Annotated in this window: 12 protein-coding genes; 5 read left to right on the top strand and 7 right to left on the bottom strand. The window is 65.8% G+C overall.

Annotated features, from left to right (window positions below; translation table 11 throughout):
* The first annotated feature begins 19 nt into the window (after window positions 1-19).
* Complete coding sequence (locus WA237_RS14875; protein ID WP_336098586.1) at window positions 20-1762, top strand: hypothetical protein; 1743 nt, start codon at window positions 20-22, stop codon at window positions 1760-1762.
* Entirely contained in the window at window positions 1759-2406 is a 648-nt protein-coding gene (locus WA237_RS14870) for a DUF3726 domain-containing protein (RefSeq protein WP_009814620.1), read from the top strand. The genes WA237_RS14875 and WA237_RS14870 overlap by 4 nt, the downstream gene beginning before the upstream one ends.
* Window positions 2407-2671: 265 nt before the next feature.
* On the opposite strand, the gene WA237_RS14865 is transcribed toward WA237_RS14870, so the two are convergent.
* On the bottom strand, window positions 2672-3259 hold the full coding sequence (locus tag WA237_RS14865) for a riboflavin synthase (RefSeq protein WP_009814619.1): 588 nt from the start codon (window positions 3257-3259) through the stop codon (window positions 2672-2674).
* A 148-nt stretch (window positions 3260-3407) separates the two neighbouring features.
* Between WA237_RS14865 and WA237_RS14860 the strand changes: the two genes are divergently transcribed.
* The 3 genes from WA237_RS14860 (at window position 3408) to WA237_RS14850 (ending at window position 7996) form a co-directional block, all read left to right on the top strand.
* Complete coding sequence (locus WA237_RS14860; protein ID WP_009814618.1) at window positions 3408-4700, top strand: capsule biosynthesis protein; 1293 nt, start codon at window positions 3408-3410, stop codon at window positions 4698-4700.
* Window positions 4701-4874: 174 nt separating this feature from the next.
* On the top strand, window positions 4875-5972 hold the full coding sequence (locus WA237_RS14855) for a polysaccharide biosynthesis/export family protein (protein ID WP_009814617.1): 1098 nt from the start codon (window positions 4875-4877) through the stop codon (window positions 5970-5972).
* Window positions 5969-7996 carry a capsular polysaccharide biosynthesis protein gene (locus tag WA237_RS14850; RefSeq protein WP_442970270.1) on the top strand — a complete coding sequence of 676 codons (2028 nt, stop codon included), beginning with the start codon at window positions 5969-5971 and terminating at the stop codon, window positions 7994-7996. Before WA237_RS14855 ends, WA237_RS14850 begins: the two co-directional genes overlap by 4 nt.
* Before the next feature lie 15 nt (window positions 7997-8011).
* On the opposite strand, the gene ribD is transcribed toward WA237_RS14850, so the two are convergent.
* The 6 genes from ribD to dnaG form a co-directional block, all read right to left on the bottom strand.
* The gene (ribD, locus tag WA237_RS14845) at window positions 8012-9106 is read right to left on the bottom strand and encodes a bifunctional diaminohydroxyphosphoribosylaminopyrimidine deaminase/5-amino-6-(5-phosphoribosylamino)uracil reductase RibD (RefSeq protein ID WP_336098583.1); all 1095 of its coding nucleotides are present in this window, start codon (window positions 9104-9106) and stop codon (window positions 8012-8014) included.
* Entirely contained in the window at window positions 9103-9585 is a 483-nt protein-coding gene (gene nrdR / locus WA237_RS14840) for a transcriptional regulator NrdR (RefSeq protein WP_009814614.1), read from the bottom strand. Before nrdR ends, ribD begins: the two co-directional genes overlap by 4 nt.
* A gap of 147 nt (window positions 9586-9732) precedes the next feature.
* Window positions 9733-11232, bottom strand: coding sequence for an amidohydrolase (locus tag WA237_RS14835; protein ID WP_336098582.1), 1500 nt, complete (start codon window positions 11230-11232; stop codon window positions 9733-9735).
* A gap of 54 nt (window positions 11233-11286) precedes the next feature.
* Window positions 11287-11709 (bottom strand): secondary thiamine-phosphate synthase enzyme YjbQ, encoded by a 423-nt coding sequence (locus WA237_RS14830; protein WP_336098580.1) that lies wholly within the window; start codon window positions 11707-11709, stop codon window positions 11287-11289.
* A 187-nt stretch (window positions 11710-11896) separates the two neighbouring features.
* Entirely contained in the window at window positions 11897-13879 is a 1983-nt protein-coding gene (rpoD, locus tag WA237_RS14825) for an RNA polymerase sigma factor RpoD (protein ID WP_009814611.1), read from the bottom strand.
* A gap of 130 nt (window positions 13880-14009) precedes the next feature.
* On the bottom strand, window positions 14010-15956 hold the full coding sequence (gene dnaG / locus WA237_RS14820) for a DNA primase (protein WP_336098578.1): 1947 nt from the start codon (window positions 15954-15956) through the stop codon (window positions 14010-14012).
* Between the last annotated feature and the right edge of the window lie 80 nt (window positions 15957-16036).

Genomic DNA, 16036 nt, shown 5'->3' with positions numbered 1-16036 from the left:
ATAGGGACAGGATCGCCAGATGACGGGCCAGACCATGACAGCGACAGCCGAGGCCACCCAGGTGCCCAAGCGCGCCCCGCGCGATGTCATGCGTCTCGCCCGGCTCGGGTCCTTCCATCAATCGCGCCTGTCCTTCATGCGCACGCTGCTGCGCCGGCTCCGGGCGGAAAACTGGCGGTTCGAGACCCGGGCCTTCGAGATCGACGCCCGTGGCACCGGCCATGCCATCTATACCGCCCATGGCCCGACCCATTCCTATTCCCTTGTGGCCTTCGCCCATGACCTGCCCGCGCATCTGCGCTCGGACCGGGTGATCGCCACCGCCTGGGACGCGACCTTTACCCTCTTCGACGGCATCCCCACCGAGGCCGACATCATCCGCCTCGCCCGCAATGTCCCGAAACAAGAGGCGGGCCGCATCTCGGATCGCGAATTGTCGCTGAGCCGGGCCAACCGTTCCGTGCGGCTGTGGGACTATGTGGTCGATTGCCTCGCCCAGGGCACGCAGCCCGATCCCGCCCGCATCCATGAGGTGGGCTATCTGATGCGCACCACCGCGGTCTATGGCTCGGGCAAATTCGGCGCCGCCGACCGCGAACAGAGCGCCGCACGTGACGAATGCCGCGGCCCGTTTCAGGTCGAGATGCTCTCGGTCTATCTGACCCGCGCCTTCATCATGGATCTGGTCGAACATATGGCGCGGACCCGGGCGCCCGACACCGCCGTGCCGCTGGCCCCGGCCCTGCGCCGCAGCTTTGGCATCGGCAATTCCACCGGGCTTGGCATGGCGCCCTTTCTCATCCATCACCCGGTGCTCATCCATCAATGGATCAACGCCCGCGAAACCGCGCTGGCGCGCATCCGCTCGCTGCCCGCCGCCGCCCCGGCCGAGGCCGCGGCCTTTCGCGACTATGCCTATCGCGCCCGCCGCCATGCGCAGGACTGGACGTCAGAGCATCCCGTGCAACTGGCGAAACTGGCCGAGCTGCGCGCCGATCTCGACCGGCTCTGCGACTGGCTGCCCGAGGCCGACCTGATCCACGACCGCCCCTGGGACCGGGTGTTTCGCTGGGCCGAAGAGAGCTGTTCGCTCGAAGGTCAGGAACAGATCGCCTCGCTGCTGCTCGAACCCTACGGGCTCTTGGTGGACGAACTGACCTCCACCATGTCCTGCGAGGAACAGGACTGCATGCGTATTCAGGGCGCGATGCCGCTCGCCCAGCTGCGCGCGCTGACCGAGGACATCTACGACTGGGCGCTCGCCATCGACTGGCGGGCGCAAGACCCCCGCGCCCGCGTCTGGTATGTCTCCGAAGCCAAGCTCGAGCCCCGGCTCGGCCAGCGTTTCGAAGAGGATCTCGACGAGTACGAACAGCCGCTCTGCCCGGGGCGCGACGCGGCGCGGCTCCATGCCGATCTCTTGCGCAGCGATGCCGCCACCGTGGCCGAATTCCTGCTCACCCATCCGCAGCACCGCCATATCATCCGCCGGGTGCAGATCACCGGCGATCACCCCTATGCCGAAATCCGCGACAACACGATCGACGCCGGAATGATGCCCATCGACATGCTGCGCGCCAAGCTGAGCTTTTTCGGCGCCTGCCATTTCGATCCGCGCTCCGACCGCTGGCTGCGCATCACCATGTTCCAACACGCCCCCTTCCCCGAAGAGCTCTCCGAGGGCAATGCCGACGATTGGACCTATCCGATGCTCGACGGCAGCACCGTCGACGGGGCCACCGACGCAGAGGATATGGCATGAGCTGGTCGCTGGGCGAAATCGAAGGGCTGGCCAAGAAGGCCACGCGCGGCGCGGGCTATAGCTGGGGCCTCGCCGAAGAGGCAGGCCGCGCCACCCGCTGGCTCTGCGCCATGGGGCTCGACGGGGCGGCGGCGCTGGCGCAGGTGCTCGCCGCCTGCGACCGGGCCGAGCCGTCGATGATCCGCCCCGCCCGGCTCGCCGCGCCCTGGGCCGCCCCCGGCGGGCGGCTCTGCCCGATCAGCGCCGGCGCGACGCTCTGCGATCTGGCCGAGACGCTGGCAGCGGGCGAGGTCATCACGCTTGAGGATGTGATCGAGCCGCTCCTGCTCTACCCTTTCGTGGCCGCCGCCGCCGAGATGACCGGCACCGGGCTGCGGCTGAGCTATGAGGGCGTGACCATCACCCGGTTCGAGCGGTGCTCTTACCTCTCCGCCGCCGATCCGCGCCGGCCCTTGGCGGCGCTGGCCGAGGTCGCGCGCGCGGACAGCGCGCCGCGCGGCCTGCCCGTCCGCCGCGCCTGGCGTGGCCATATCGAGCCGGGCGATGCGGCGCGGCTCGGCGCGATGGCGCATCGCACCTACGCCCCCGACACCGAGGCGAGCCGCCTCGCCGGGGCGGGCGCGGGGCTCACCGATAACGACTGATTTTGGGCGGGGTTTCGGCAGGGTTTCGGCGGGATTTCGGCAGGCATTCCGCCAAAACCCGCACTGTCGCTTTACCGACGCGATACTGACGTGTCACAGACCCGCCGTTTTCGGCGGGTTTGGCCCCGGGAGAAATCTCGCAAATAGGTTAACCCCCGCGCCCCGCGCGGCGCGGGGTCAGATCCCGTACCGTCGCTTTACCGTCGTTATACCGACGTCTCACCGACAGGGCATTTTTCCGGCTTAAGTTGAGTTTTGTAAAAGGTTAATCCGCCTCGTGCAGCCGCGCCACATAGCGCGCCAGCGTGTCGATCTCGAGGTTGACCCGGTCCCCCACCGCGACCCGGCCCCAGGTGGTCACTTCCTTGGTGTGCGGGATAAAATTGATCCCGAAATCGCAGCCCTCAACCTCGTTCACCGTGAGCGACGTACCATTGAGCGCGACCGATCCCTTGGGCGCGATGAACCGCGCCAGAGCCTTTGGCGCGCGCAGGGTCACACGGGTGCTATCCCCTTCATCTTTCACGGAAATCACCTCGGCCACGCCATCGACATGGCCCGATACGATATGCCCGCCAAGCTCGTCCCCGACCTTGAGCGCCCGTTCGAGATTGACCGTGCGGCCCTTGGCCCAGGTGTCGAGATTGGTCTTCGACACGGTCTCTGCCGAGACATCCACATCGAACCAATCCGCCCCCATGGCGACCACCGTCAGACAGACCCCGTCACAGGCAATCGACGCGCCCATATCGACCCCGTCCATGTCATAGTGACAGCCGATCCGCGCCCGCAGATCGCCGCGCTGCTCCAGATCTCTGATCTCGCCCTGATCCGTGATAATACCAGTGAACATCTCTCGCTCCCTCAGGCTTTTCCCTGACCTATCCGCCCCGCCGCGCCATGACAAGAAGCGAGGCGTTTTCACCTTAATTTTGCCTAAATTTCGATCTAGCTTTGCCCCCAGAGATTTGACCCAACCTGATCGGACGCACTTTCAGACAATGGCCTATTCCGCTGGCAAAAAACACGTTTTCCTGTTCCTGCAAGGGCCGCATGGCCCGTTTTTCGCACGGCTGGGCAAAATGCTGACACGCGCCGGCGCCGAGGTCTGGCGCGTGGGCTTCAACATGGGCGACCGGGTGTTCTGGCCGCAATCGGCGAGCTATATCCCCTATGCCGACACGCCCGAAGCCTGGTCCGACCGGCTGCGCGAGATCATCGCCGAGAAGGGCGTCACCGACATCGTTCTCTATGGCGACACCCGCCCGATCCATGCCGAAGCCGTGGCCCAGGCCCGCGCCGCCGGGATCACCATCCATGTCTTTGAAGAGGGCTATCTGCGCCCCTATTGGGTCACCTATGAGCGCGGCGGCAGCAATGGCAATTCGCGGCTGATGGAGATGAGCGTCGCCCAGATGCGCCGCGACCTCGAATTGTCCGATATGGACAGCGCCCTGCCCCCCGCCAGCTGGGGCGACATGCGCCACCACATCTTCTACGGCGCCCTATATCATTGGTTCGTGCTGTTCTGGAATCGCGGCTATCGCGGCTTCCGGCCTCATCGCACGCTCAGCGTCAGCGCCGAATTCGGTTTGTATCTCAAACGCTTGGCCCTGATGCCCTTTCAGGCCATCGACCGGCGCATCGCCACATGGCGCATCCGGCATGGCGGCTTTCCCTATCATCTGGCGCTGTTGCAGCTCGAACATGACAGCAGTTTCCAGATGCATTCGCCCTTCTCCACCATGACCGAATTTCTCGACACCGTGGTCTCCGGCTTTGCCCAAGGCGCCCCCCTGCACCACCACCTCGTCGTCAAGGCCCACCCCCTCGAAGACGGCCGCACCCCCGTCCGCCGCGACCTCCGCGCGCTGGCCCGCAAATACGGCATCAAGGACCGCGTCCACTATGTCCGCGGCGGCAAGCTCGCGGCCCTTCTCGACGAGGCCCGCAGCGCCGTCACGGTGAATTCCACCGCGGCGCAACAGGTACTCTGGCGCGGCATCCCGCTCAAGACCTTCGGCGCGGCGGTCTATGCCAAGCCGGAATTCGTCTCGACCAAACCGCTCGTCGATTTCTTTGCCGGGGCCGAACGCCCCGACCGCAAGGCCTATGCCGATTATCGCCGCTATCTTCTCGAAACGAGCCAGGTGGCGGGCGGGTTCTACTCGTCGCGCGGCCGCCGTCAGGTGCTGCGTCAGACCGTCGACATGATGCTCAGCCCCGACGATCCCTATGACGGGTTGCACAGTGGAAGCGCGGCCCCGAGGCAACAGTTGCGCGCGATCACCTGACCGCCCCCTAACCTAGCGCTGGATTTTCCGATCCTATTTCGGTAGGTTGGACAAAAAACCAAACCTATTCCTATGGGTTGGATAAAACTACTGAGGCAGAATTAATCAGGTCGAGGAGACCGGGCAGTGAAAATCAAGACAACCCGATGGGCGCGATCCGTCGCCCTTTTGGCCATGGTGGCGGTCGTTTCGTCCTGTGGCCTTCCGCGCGTTGGCCCCAACAAACGTGAGATTTATGCAGGGTCGGTGCAACGGTCCGGCGATGCCTTTGTCGTGGCGGTCAACGACCGTGTGACCCGCGCCACCGCCGTGCAGCCCAGCCTCGGCTTTACCGAAGCCTTCCGCAGCGCGGGCAAGCTCGGGTCGGACACGATCCAGCCGGGCGACACGCTCAGCCTGTCGATCTGGGAAAACGTCGATGACGGGCTTCTCGCTAGCGAAGGCACCAGCCAGACGCGGCTCGAAGAGGTGCAGGTCGACGGTTCTGGCCACATTTTCGTGCCCTATGCCGGTCGCATCAAGGCCGCAGGCAACACGCCCGAATCCATTCGCCGCATCATCACCCGCAAGCTCGAAGAGCAGACCCCTGACCCGCAGGTGCAGGTGGCGCGCGTGGCGGGCGATGGCTCGACCGTGACGCTCTCGGGGGCTGTCGGCGGCCAGGGCGTCTATCCGATCGAACGGCCCACCCGCACGCTCTCGGCCATGCTGGCGGCGGCAGGCGGCATCGCCATTTCGCCCGAAGTGGCCCAGATCACCATTCTGCGCGGCAATCAGCGTTCCAAGATCTGGTTCCAGGACCTCTATGAGCATCCCGAATATGACATCGCCCTGCGCGGTGGCGACCGGATCCTCGTGGAACAAGACACCCGCTCCTTCACCGCGCTCGGCGCGACCAACGGGCAAGCGCGCGTCGCCTTTGAAACCCAGACGCTCAGCGCCGTCGAGGCGATTGCGCAGGTCGGTGGCCTCAGCACCGTCAGCGCCGATCCCACCGGTGTTTTCGTGATGCGCAACGAACCTGCCGAGATTGCCAATCAGGTGCTCGGCCGCGACGATCTCGTGGGGGCACAGCGCATGGTTTATGTGCTTGACCTGACGCGGCCCAACGGCATGTTCATGGCGCGCGATTTCTCGATCCGCGACGATGACACGCTCTATGTGACCGAGGCGCCGTTTGCCCAATGGACCAAGGTGATTGCCGCGATGACCGGCACGCTGGGCGCGGTCGGGTCGGTCTCGACGGCCGGCGACACGCTTAGCGGTATATGATCACAGACCCAACGGCTGAACCCGCCGTTCCCTCCGGGGGGCGGCGGGTTCGCTATTTCAACGGCGGCTTTTTGCGGCAAAAACGCCTGCGCCGGATCATGGCGCTGGCGGGCTATCCGCTCTCGCTGGGGCGCGCTGGGCCTGAGGATCGCATCGCGGTCTGGGGCCGCTCGCCCTATGCCGCGCGGGGCGAGGCGGTGTCGGCCAAAACCGGCGCCGGGCTGTTGCGGGTCGAGGATGCGTTCCTGCGCTCGCTCTTTCCCGGCCGCGCGGGCGAGCCGCCGCTCGGTCTGGTGATCGACGAAAGCGGCATTTATTTTGACAGTGACAGCGCGTCCGATCTCGAAACCCTGCTGCGCGAGCATCCGCTCGACGACACGGCGCTGCTCGACCGCGCGCGCGCCGGGATCGCCCGGATGACCGAAGCGCATCTGAGCAAATACTCGGGCTTCGATCCCGACGCCCCCTGCCCCGATCCGGGCTATGTGCTGGTCATCGACCAGACCCGCGGCGACGCCTCCGTCACCCATGGCAAGGCCGATGCCAACAGCTTTCACGAGGCGCTCTACTATGCCCAAGAGGACCACCCCGGCGCGCGCATCCTGATCAAGACCCATCCCGAGACCGCCGCCGGCCACCGGCCCGGTTATTTCGGCCCCGAGGATGAAAGCGACCGGATTTCGCTGTTCTCCGAGGAGGTGAGCCCCTGGCATCTGCTCGAAGGCGCCATCGGCGTCTATGTGGTCACCTCGCAGCTCGGCTTTGAGGCCATTCTCGCCGGTCACCGCCCCCGCGTCTTTGGCCAGCCCTTCTATGCCGGCTGGGGGCTCACCGAGGACCGCCATCCGCTGTCTTTGCCGCGCCGGGGCCGCAACCTCACACGGGCACAGCTCTTTGCCGGGGCCATGCTGCTCTATCCGCATTGGTACGACCCCTGTCACGACCGGCTGTGCAGTTTCGAGGAGACGCTCGCCACGCTCGAGGCGCGGACCCGCGCCTGGCGCGAGGATCGCCGGGGCTGGTGCGCCCATGGCATGCGGCTGTGGAAACGGCCCGCGCTGCAGGGGTTCTTTGGCCGCGAACGCCGGGTGATCTTTGACCGGAGCGCGCCGGACCGCCGCGATATGGTCTGGGCGGGCAAGAGCGACCGCGCCCCCGACACCGCGCTGCGGCTCGAAGATGGGTTCCTGCGCTCACGCGGGCTTGGCGCGGCGCTGACCCCACCCTTGTCCTTGGCGCTCGACGATCTCGGCATCTATTACGACCCGTCACGCCCCTCGCGGCTCGAACGCTGGATCGCGCGGCGCTCGGACCTGCGCCGGGATCAGGCCCGCCGCGCCGAGGATCTGCGCCGCCGCCTGATTGATCTGGGCCTGTCGAAATACAATCAGGGCGAGGCCCCGGCGCTGCCCGAGGATCTGCCCCCCGGGCCGCGCATTCTCGTCCCCGGTCAGGTCGAAGACGATGCCTCGATCCGCCTTGGCGCGGGCGAGGTGCATACCAATCTCGGTCTCTTGGAGGCCGCCCGCGCCGCCCATCCCGAAGCGGTGATCCTCTACAAGCCGCATCCCGATGTGGAGGCCGGGCTGCGCCCCGGCAAGATCGAGGCCGAGGCGCTCACCGGGCTGGCCGATGCGGTGCTGGTCAATGCCGATCCCGCCGCCCTGCTCGGTCAGGTCGATGCGGTCTGGACGATGACCTCGCTCATGGGGTTCGAGGCGCTGCTGCGCGGGCTGCCTGTCACCTGCCTTGGCGCGCCCTTCTATGCGGGCTGGGGGCTCACCACCGATCTTGGGCCGGTGCCCGACCGCCGCGTCGCGCGCCCGACGCTCGACGGGCTGGTGCATGCGGCGCTGATTGATTACCCGCGCTATTGCGATCCGGTGACCGGCCTGCCCTGCCCGGTCGAAGTGGTGGTCGAACGGCTTGCCACAGGCGAGGGGCTCGGCCGTCGCCCGGCCTTGCGGGTGCTGAGCAAGCTACAGGGGGTGTTTGCCTCTTACGCCGGTCTCTGGCGGCGCTAAACCGGGGCTACGGCCTCAGGCGCGGTGCCAGCGGTGCATGATGTCGCCGCCCACCGCCGCCGCTTCGATCAGACGAAAGCGCGGCGCCTCTTCGAGCCGCGCCAGACCCATCGCGCCCACGCCGGGAAGCCCTTCGGCCCCAATCACGACGCCAGCGGTAAAGCCAATCAGCTCATCCACCAGCCCCGCCGACAGAAGCGACGCGGCCAGCGCCCCACCGCCTTCGCAGAAAACCCGCGTCAGCCCCCGTTCGCCCAGCGCCTGCAGCACCGATCCGATCTCGAGCTGTCGGCCATGCAGCCGACATTCGACCAGCTCGGCCCCAAGCCCCTGCCACGCCTCGCGCAGCGAGCGATCGGCATCCGGCCCGTGACACATCCAGACCGGCACTTCGCCCGCGGTGCGCGCCAGTTCCGACATCAGCGGCACATCGAGACGCCGGGATACCACGACCCGCACCGGCTGACGCGGGACATCGAGGCCCCGCACGGTGAGCATGGGATTGTCGGCCCGCGCCGTCCCCGCGCCGACCATGACCGCATCGTGACGGGCGCGGAACTCATGCACGCGCTGCCGCGCCTCAGGCCCGGTGATCCATTGGCTATGACCGCTGGCGGTGGCAATCCGGCCATCGAAACTGCTGGCAAGCTTGAGCGTGACCCAAGGCCGCCCCTCCTCGATCCGGAGGAAAAACCCGGCCAAATCCGTGCGCGCCTCATCCTCGAGAACGCCTTGCACGACCTCGATCCCGGCCTTGCGCAGCATCTCGAGGCCGCGCCCCGAAACCCGCGGATCACTGTCGCCCAAGGCCACCACGAGCCGCGCCACGCCCGCCTTGATCAGCGCCTCGGCGCAGGGCGGCGTCTTGCCGTGATGGGCGCAGGGCTCCAACGTGACATAGGCGGTCGCGCCCCGCGCCGCCGCGCCCGCCTCGGCCAGCGCCTGCGGCTCGGCATGGGGGCGCCCGCCCGGGGCCGTGGCGCCGCGCCCGACGATCTGATCGCCCGCCACGATGACACAACCCACCGCCGGGTTCGGCCAGGCCGATCCCATCGCGCTGCGCCCGAGGCGCAGCGCCTCGCGCATGTGGTGGATGTCTTGCTCGCTCACGCCTCGGTCTTGTCGTCCGTCACCGCATCGCCGGGGCGCAGTTCGCTCACGAATTTGTCGAAATCATCCGCCGCCTGGAAATTCTTGTAGACGCTGGCAAAGCGCACATAGGCCACGGTGTCGATCCGCGCGAGGCTCTCCATGACGATCTCGCCCACGGTTTTCGACGCGATATCCGTCTCGCCCATGCTCTCGAGCCGCCGCACGATGCCAGAGATCATCTGCTCGACGCGCTCGGGCTCTACGGGCCGTTTCTGAAGGGCAATCCGGATCGACCGTTCGAGCTTGTCACGGTCGAAATCCTCGCGCCGGCCGTTCGATTTCACCACCACCAGATCGCGCAGCTGCACGCGTTCATAGGTGGTGAAACGGCCACCACAGGCCGGGCAGAACCGCCGCCTGCGGATCGAGACATGCTCTTCCGCCGGACGCGAGTCCTTGACCTGAGTTTCGATATTTCCACAAAACGGACAGCGCATGGGCTTGCCCCCTCTTCTTCTCTGCCTCAACCGCCATGGGTCTGATGCCCAGTTATCCACAGCCACTATAGGTGGGCCGCAAGGTTTTGGGTAGAGGGGATTTCACGCCGCTAGATGATGCCGCGCGAAACCGTGGCTTCTGGGACTCTATCCGGACAAATGCCAATGCCGCCCGCGCCGCGTCTCGACATATTCGGGCCAGGCCAGATCGACAGGCGGCGCATAATCGCAAAGCGGCGCGATCCAGCGCTCGCCGCCCACGCCGCCGCCGGTGCGCGCCTCGAACTCGGCCCAGGCCGCCGCGCGCGCCCCCGCATCCTGCAAGAGCCGCAGCGCCGACCGCGCAAGAATGCGCGCCGCCGTGGTCACCATCGGATCGACCGTCTCGGGGATGCCGCCCAGCGCATTCATCGCCCAGGCCGGATAGGGCCCGCCACGCAGCGCCGGCCGCGCCACATAGAACCGCGCCAGCGGCGCGTGCCAGCTCATGTCGGTATAATCATCCGATGTCGCGTTCATCTGTTCGGGCGGCAAGGCCCGGCGCAAGATCGCTTCGGCCTCCTGCGGCGCGATGAGCTGCTCACAGGCCTCGAGCAGCGGATCGTCCTCCGAGGTCACGCCACAATTCCTCTGCACCTCGCGCAGGATCTCCCGCGCGCCCGCATCCCAGCTTGGCGCCCCGACCTGCGCCATCTCGTTCCAGACCAACGTCGCCATCGCATGATTGGTCAGCCCCGGGCGCGATTTGCTGACCCAGATCTTCTCGACCTCACAGCCATTGAGCGCCGCCGCCGCCTCGGCAATCCGGTCGAGATGGCCGCTCACCTGCTCGGCCATCTGCAGGTCGGCCACCCGGATCATATATTGCAGATCGGCCTGACGCGCCGGCAGATTGTCCGCCGTCGCCTGCCCCGCCCCAAGGATCGCCTCGGAAATCGACCAGCCGCCGCGATGGGGCAGCATCGCCTCGCGCTGCTGCCGCGCCATCTGATACATGGTCACCAGCGCATCATTGGCCCCCGGCGCGCGAATGTCCGAATGCGATTGCGGGATCGGTGTGCCATCGCGCGCACCCCATGTCTCGGGCCGCAGACAGCGGAAACGATAGACCATGGAATAGGCTGCACCGCATTGCGTGTCCCAGCGCACCGTGTTGCACAGCGGCAGCATGTAGAACGGGTGAAAGGACAGCATCGCCGCCAGCCCATCGTAATAGCCCGCCGCCGCGTGAATGGGCTTCGAGCCCCGCACCTTCTCCGCCGGCTCGCCGGTAAAGCGCAAACCGCCGGGAATGCCGTGACGCTCCATCGCCGCCTTGGTCGCCAAGAGCCCGCCAAGCCCCGCCATACCCAGCCCGGAATGCGGATCGGTATGCCCCGCCGCCAGAAACCCCAAGCCCTCGCGCGGCGCCTCCTGAGCCCCTGCCGCCTGACAATTGCCGGGCACCGCGTCATATTCGGCATACATGCCAATGACCGGCCCCGCCCCGTTCGACCAATTGGCACAAAACGCCGTGGGCATCCCGGCCGAGCCCGCCTCGACGGAAAACCCCTCCGCCCGCAGCCGCGCCACATACCATTCGGCCGAGCGGTATTCGCGCCACGCCGGTTCGCCAAACTCGAAAATCTCGCGACAGCCCGTCGACAAATCGCCCGATGTTCCGCGATCCAGCCCTCTGCCGTCTCCACCGCTGATCCCATGTCACCCTCCCGTCAGATGCGCCACCACCTCGCGGCGATGCGCAGCCTCCCGATGCTCAAACACATAAACGCCCTGCCATGTGCCAAGACACATCGCCCCATCCATCACCGGAATGCCGAGGCTCACCGGCAGTAGCGCCGCCTTGATATGCGCCGGCATATCGTCCGGCCCCTCATAGGTATGGGTGAGATAGCGCATCGACGGGTCGCTGCTCGGCGGCACCAGACGGGCGAAGAAATTGCGCAGATCGGTCCGCACCTCGGGATCGGCATTTTCCTGAATGGTGAGGCTCGCCGAGGTGTGGCGAATGAACAGGGTCAAAAGACCGCTGTCGATCCCCTGCCCGCGCACCCAGGCAGACAGCTCGCGGGTGATCTCATAGAGCCCCGGACCGCGCGTCGTGATCGTGAAAACCTGCTGCATGCCCTATCCGTGACGCAGCCCCGGTGATTTGGCAAGCACGGGCCTCTTTCTGGTGAGAAATACCCAAATCCCCCCGCGCCACCAGAGGCTGGCCTATCGTCGGCCTCACCAAAGCCCACCAAAGCCCCCAAAAGCCAAAGGGCGCGCCAAACTGGCACGCCCTCTCGTTTTGCTTGCGCCCGAGTGCTTACTGGTCGAGGAAACTGCGCAGCTTGCGCGACCGGCTCGGATGTTTGAGCTTGCGCAGCGCCTTGGCTTCGATCTGACGGATCCGTTCCCGGGTCACGCTGAACTGCTGACCGACTTCCTCCAGCGTGTGATCGGTGTTCATGCCAATGCCGAACCGCATCCGCAGAACCCGCTCCTCACGCGGGGTGAGCGACGACAGAACCCGCGTCGTGGTTTCCTTGAGATTGTCCTGAATGGCGCTGTCGAGGGGCAGAACCGCGTTCTTGTCCTCGATGAAATCGCCAAGCTGGCTGTCTTCCTCGTCGCCAATCGGCGTCTCGAGCGAAATCGGCTCCTTGGCGATTTTCATCACCTTGCGGACCTTCTCGAGCGGCATCTGCAGCTTCTCAGCGAGCTCTTCCGGCGTCGGCTCGCGGCCGATCTCATGCAGCATCTGACGACCGGTGCGCACCAGCTTGTTGATCGTCTCGATCATATGCACCGGGATACGGATGGTGCGCGCCTGATCGGCGATCGAACGGGTGATCGCTTGGCGGATCCACCAGGTCGCATAGGTCGAGAACTTATAGCCGCGACGGTATTCGAACTTGTCCACCGCCTTCATCAGGCCGATGTTGCCTTCCTGAATGAGATCGAGGAATTGCAGCCCGCGGTTGGTGTATTTCTTGGCGATCGAGATCACCAGACGCAGGTTCGCTTCGACCATTTCCTTCTTGGCCTGACGCGCCTCTTGCTCACCCTTCTGGACCTGACCCACGATGCGGCGGAATTCGCTGATGTCGAGACCGACATATTGCCCGACCTGGGCCATATCGGCGCGCAGCTCGGCCACTTTCTCGGGCGAGCGCTCCATGAACATCTGCCAGCCCCGGCCCGATTTCGACGCCATATCGTCGAGCCAATTGGGGTCGAGCTCGCGACCGCGATAGGCATCGATGAATTCGCGACGGTTGATGCGCGCCTGATCGGCGAGCTTCACCATCGCGCTGTCGATGGACATGATGCGCTGGTTGATCCCATAGAGCTGGTCGATCAGCGCCTCGATCCGGTTGTTGTGCAGGTGCAGCTCATTCACCAGCTCGACAATCTCCGAACGCAGCTTCTGATAGGTCGCTTCCTGCTTGGCCGAGAACGAGCCATCCTCATTGAGCGTCGCCGAAATCCGGCTGTCCTGCATCTCCGACAGCTTTTCATAATCATTGGCGATCCGGTCCAGCGTCTCGAGAACCCGCGGCTTGAGCGCGGCCTCCATCGCCGCGAGGCTCATATTGGCCTGATCATCCTCGTCCTCGTCATCATCCGACGAGATCGGGTTGCCATCGGCATCGAGCTCTTGGGTGGTCTCGGATTTCTTGCCCGGCGCTTCGCCCACATTGGCGGCGACCACGGGGGCCTCCTCATCCTCGTCATCGCCGAGCTGATTGCCAAAGGTCGCCTCGAGATCGATCACATCGCGCAGCAGAATGTCTTCGGTCAGAAGTTCGTCGCGCCAGATGGTGATCGCCTGAAAGGTCAGCGGGCTTTCGCAGAGCCCGAGGATCATCGTGTTGCGGCCCGCCTCGATGCGCTTGGCAATGGCGATCTCGCCCTCTCGGCTGAGCAGCTCGACCGAGCCCATCTCGCGCAGATACATGCGCACCGGGTCATCCGTCCGGTCGAGCTTTTCTTCCTTGCCGGACCCGAGCGTGACCTCGCCGCGCTTGCCCACCTCGGCGAGCGCCGTCACCCGCTGCTCTTCTTCCTCGACATCCTCGGCCTCGATGATGTTGATGCCCATCTCGCTGAGCATCGACATGACATCTTCGATCTGTTCCGACGACACCTGATCGGGCGGCAGCGCCTGGTTCAGCTGGTCATAGGTGATGTAGCCCTTCTCGCGCGCCTCGGCGATCATCTTCTTGATCGCCGTCTGGCTCAGATCCAGCGAAATCTCGGCATCCTGATCATCGGGTTTTTGATCATCGTTGTCCTTGGCGGCCATGAAATGCTCCTCAGCTGGGGCGCGACGGGTGATTCGCTTCCTACGAATCATCCGCGATGAGCGGTGATTCGCAACCCGTTTACCCTGATTCCTTTACCTTTTCCTCAGCAAAGCGACCAGAGGCCCACGTTCATTGCTTCTTGGAAAAGCCGATTCTGTCCAACAGCGCATCGAATGCGTCACGCTCATCCCGGCTGACACGGGCGCCGTTGGCCGCCGTATCATATTCGGTCTTGTCTTCCTGCTGGCTGCGCAGCGCCCGGTTGCGGGCCTCCGCCGCCTGCCCCAATCGCCAGGTCACCGCCTCATCGGCAACCCCGGCAAGGTCTTCCATCGCTTCGGAAATCTCGACCGCGATGCCCCGCGTCGCGGCGATCTTGGCCAACTCCTCTGCCACCGTCACCCGCGCCAGATCGACGTCGCCGGGGCGCCGCACGGCGGGCACCAATGCCACATGGGGCAGGCTCGTGAGGTTTTCAAGCCCCACCCCGCCGAGCGCATTTTCCGCCGCCTCGACCACCGCCTCGCGGCCCTTGTCGCAATGGCGCAAGATCACATCGCGCAGGAGGCCCAGATCGGGATCGCGACACTCCAGCCGCTCAAGCTGCGCCTCGAATTCGATGGCCACTTCCGGCGTCGCCAGAAGCACCGCAAGGATCGCCGCCTCGCGCAGCCGCTCCTGCGCCGCCACATCCGCCGCCAAGAGCGCCGAGGCCTTGGTGCTCGGCTTCGGCGCCATCTCCATCTGGCCGCGCGGGGTCCATTTGCCGCGCTCCGGCCGTGGCTTGCGCTGCGGCGAGAAAAGCTGCCAGCGCAGATCCTTGATCGCCTGCCCATAATGGCCCCGGATCGACGGATCGGCGATGCGCTTGATCACCTCGCGCAGCACCTTGTCGAGCGCCGCCTTGCGCTCGGGACTGTCGAAACTGCGCCCCTCGGTCTCGCGCCGCCACAACAGCTCCACCATCGGCAGCGCGCCCTCGACCTTCTCGCGCAGCGCCTCGATGCCGCCCTCGCGGATCAGATCATCCGGGTCCTTGCCCTCGGGCATGAGCGCGAACCGCAGGCTCTTGCCCGCCTCCAGAAGCGGCAGCGCCAGGTCGATCACGCGGTAAGCCGCCTGCACGCCCGCCCGGTCGCCATCAAGCGCGATCACCGGCTCATCCGCCACCCGCCAGAGCATCGCCAGCTGGGTCTCGGTCACCGCCGTCCCGAGCGGCGCCACCGCCGCCTCATGGCCCGCCTGCGCCAGCGCGATCACATCCATATAGCCCTCGGCCACCACCAGAGGCTGGCCCTTGCCCGCCGCCTCCCGCGCCGGCCCTAGGTTGAAAAGATTGCGCGACTTGTCAAACAACACCGTCTCCGGCGAGTTGAGGTATTTGGCGTTGTCATTCGGGTCCATCGCCCTCCCGCCAAAGGCGATGCACCGCCCGCGCGCGTCGCGGATCGGGAACATGATGCGGTTGCGGAACACGTCATAGGGCTGCTTGCCCTTGCTGCTTTCGCGCGCGAGCCCACAGTCGAGGATCATCTGCGCCTCGACCCCCTGCCCGCTCAGCGTATCCCACAGCCCCTGCCAGCCCTCGGGGACAAAGCCGATCTCGAACCGCTCCTGCGTCTCGGCGCTGAGCCCGCGCCGCGCCAGATATTCCCGCGCCGCCGCCCCCGCCCCGCCATGAAGCTGCATGCGGAAATAGCGCACCGCCTGCTCCATCACCTCGGCCAGAAGCGTGATCCGATCCGCCTTGGCCTGCGCCTGCGGGTCGCGCTCCGGCAAGGTCATCCCCGCCTCCTGCGCGAGAATGCGCACCGCCTCCATGAATTCGACATTCTCGGTCTCACGGACAAAGCCGATGGCATCGCCCTTCGCATGACAGCCAAAGCAATAGTAATAGCCCTTGCGGTCATCGACGTGAAAACTGGCGGTCTTTTCGTGGTGGAACGGGCATGGCGCCCAGAGATCGCCCTTGCCAGGGTTCGATTTCCGCTTGTCCCACATGACCTTGCGCCCCACGACCTGGGCGATCGAGGTGCGGTTGCGCAGTTCGTCAAGGAAACCGGGTGGCAGACTCATACTCTTCTATATGAGCATCGAGGCCCCAACGCCAAGAGCCACCATCACTCTGGGGCCCAGCCTGTGCCTCTTTCTGGTGT

The organism is Roseovarius sp. CH_XMU1461 (genome assembly GCF_037027165.1).
GTDB lineage: Bacteria > Pseudomonadota > Alphaproteobacteria > Rhodobacterales > Rhodobacteraceae > Roseovarius > Roseovarius nubinhibens.
This window is presented reverse-complemented; position numbering and strand designations above follow the sequence as displayed.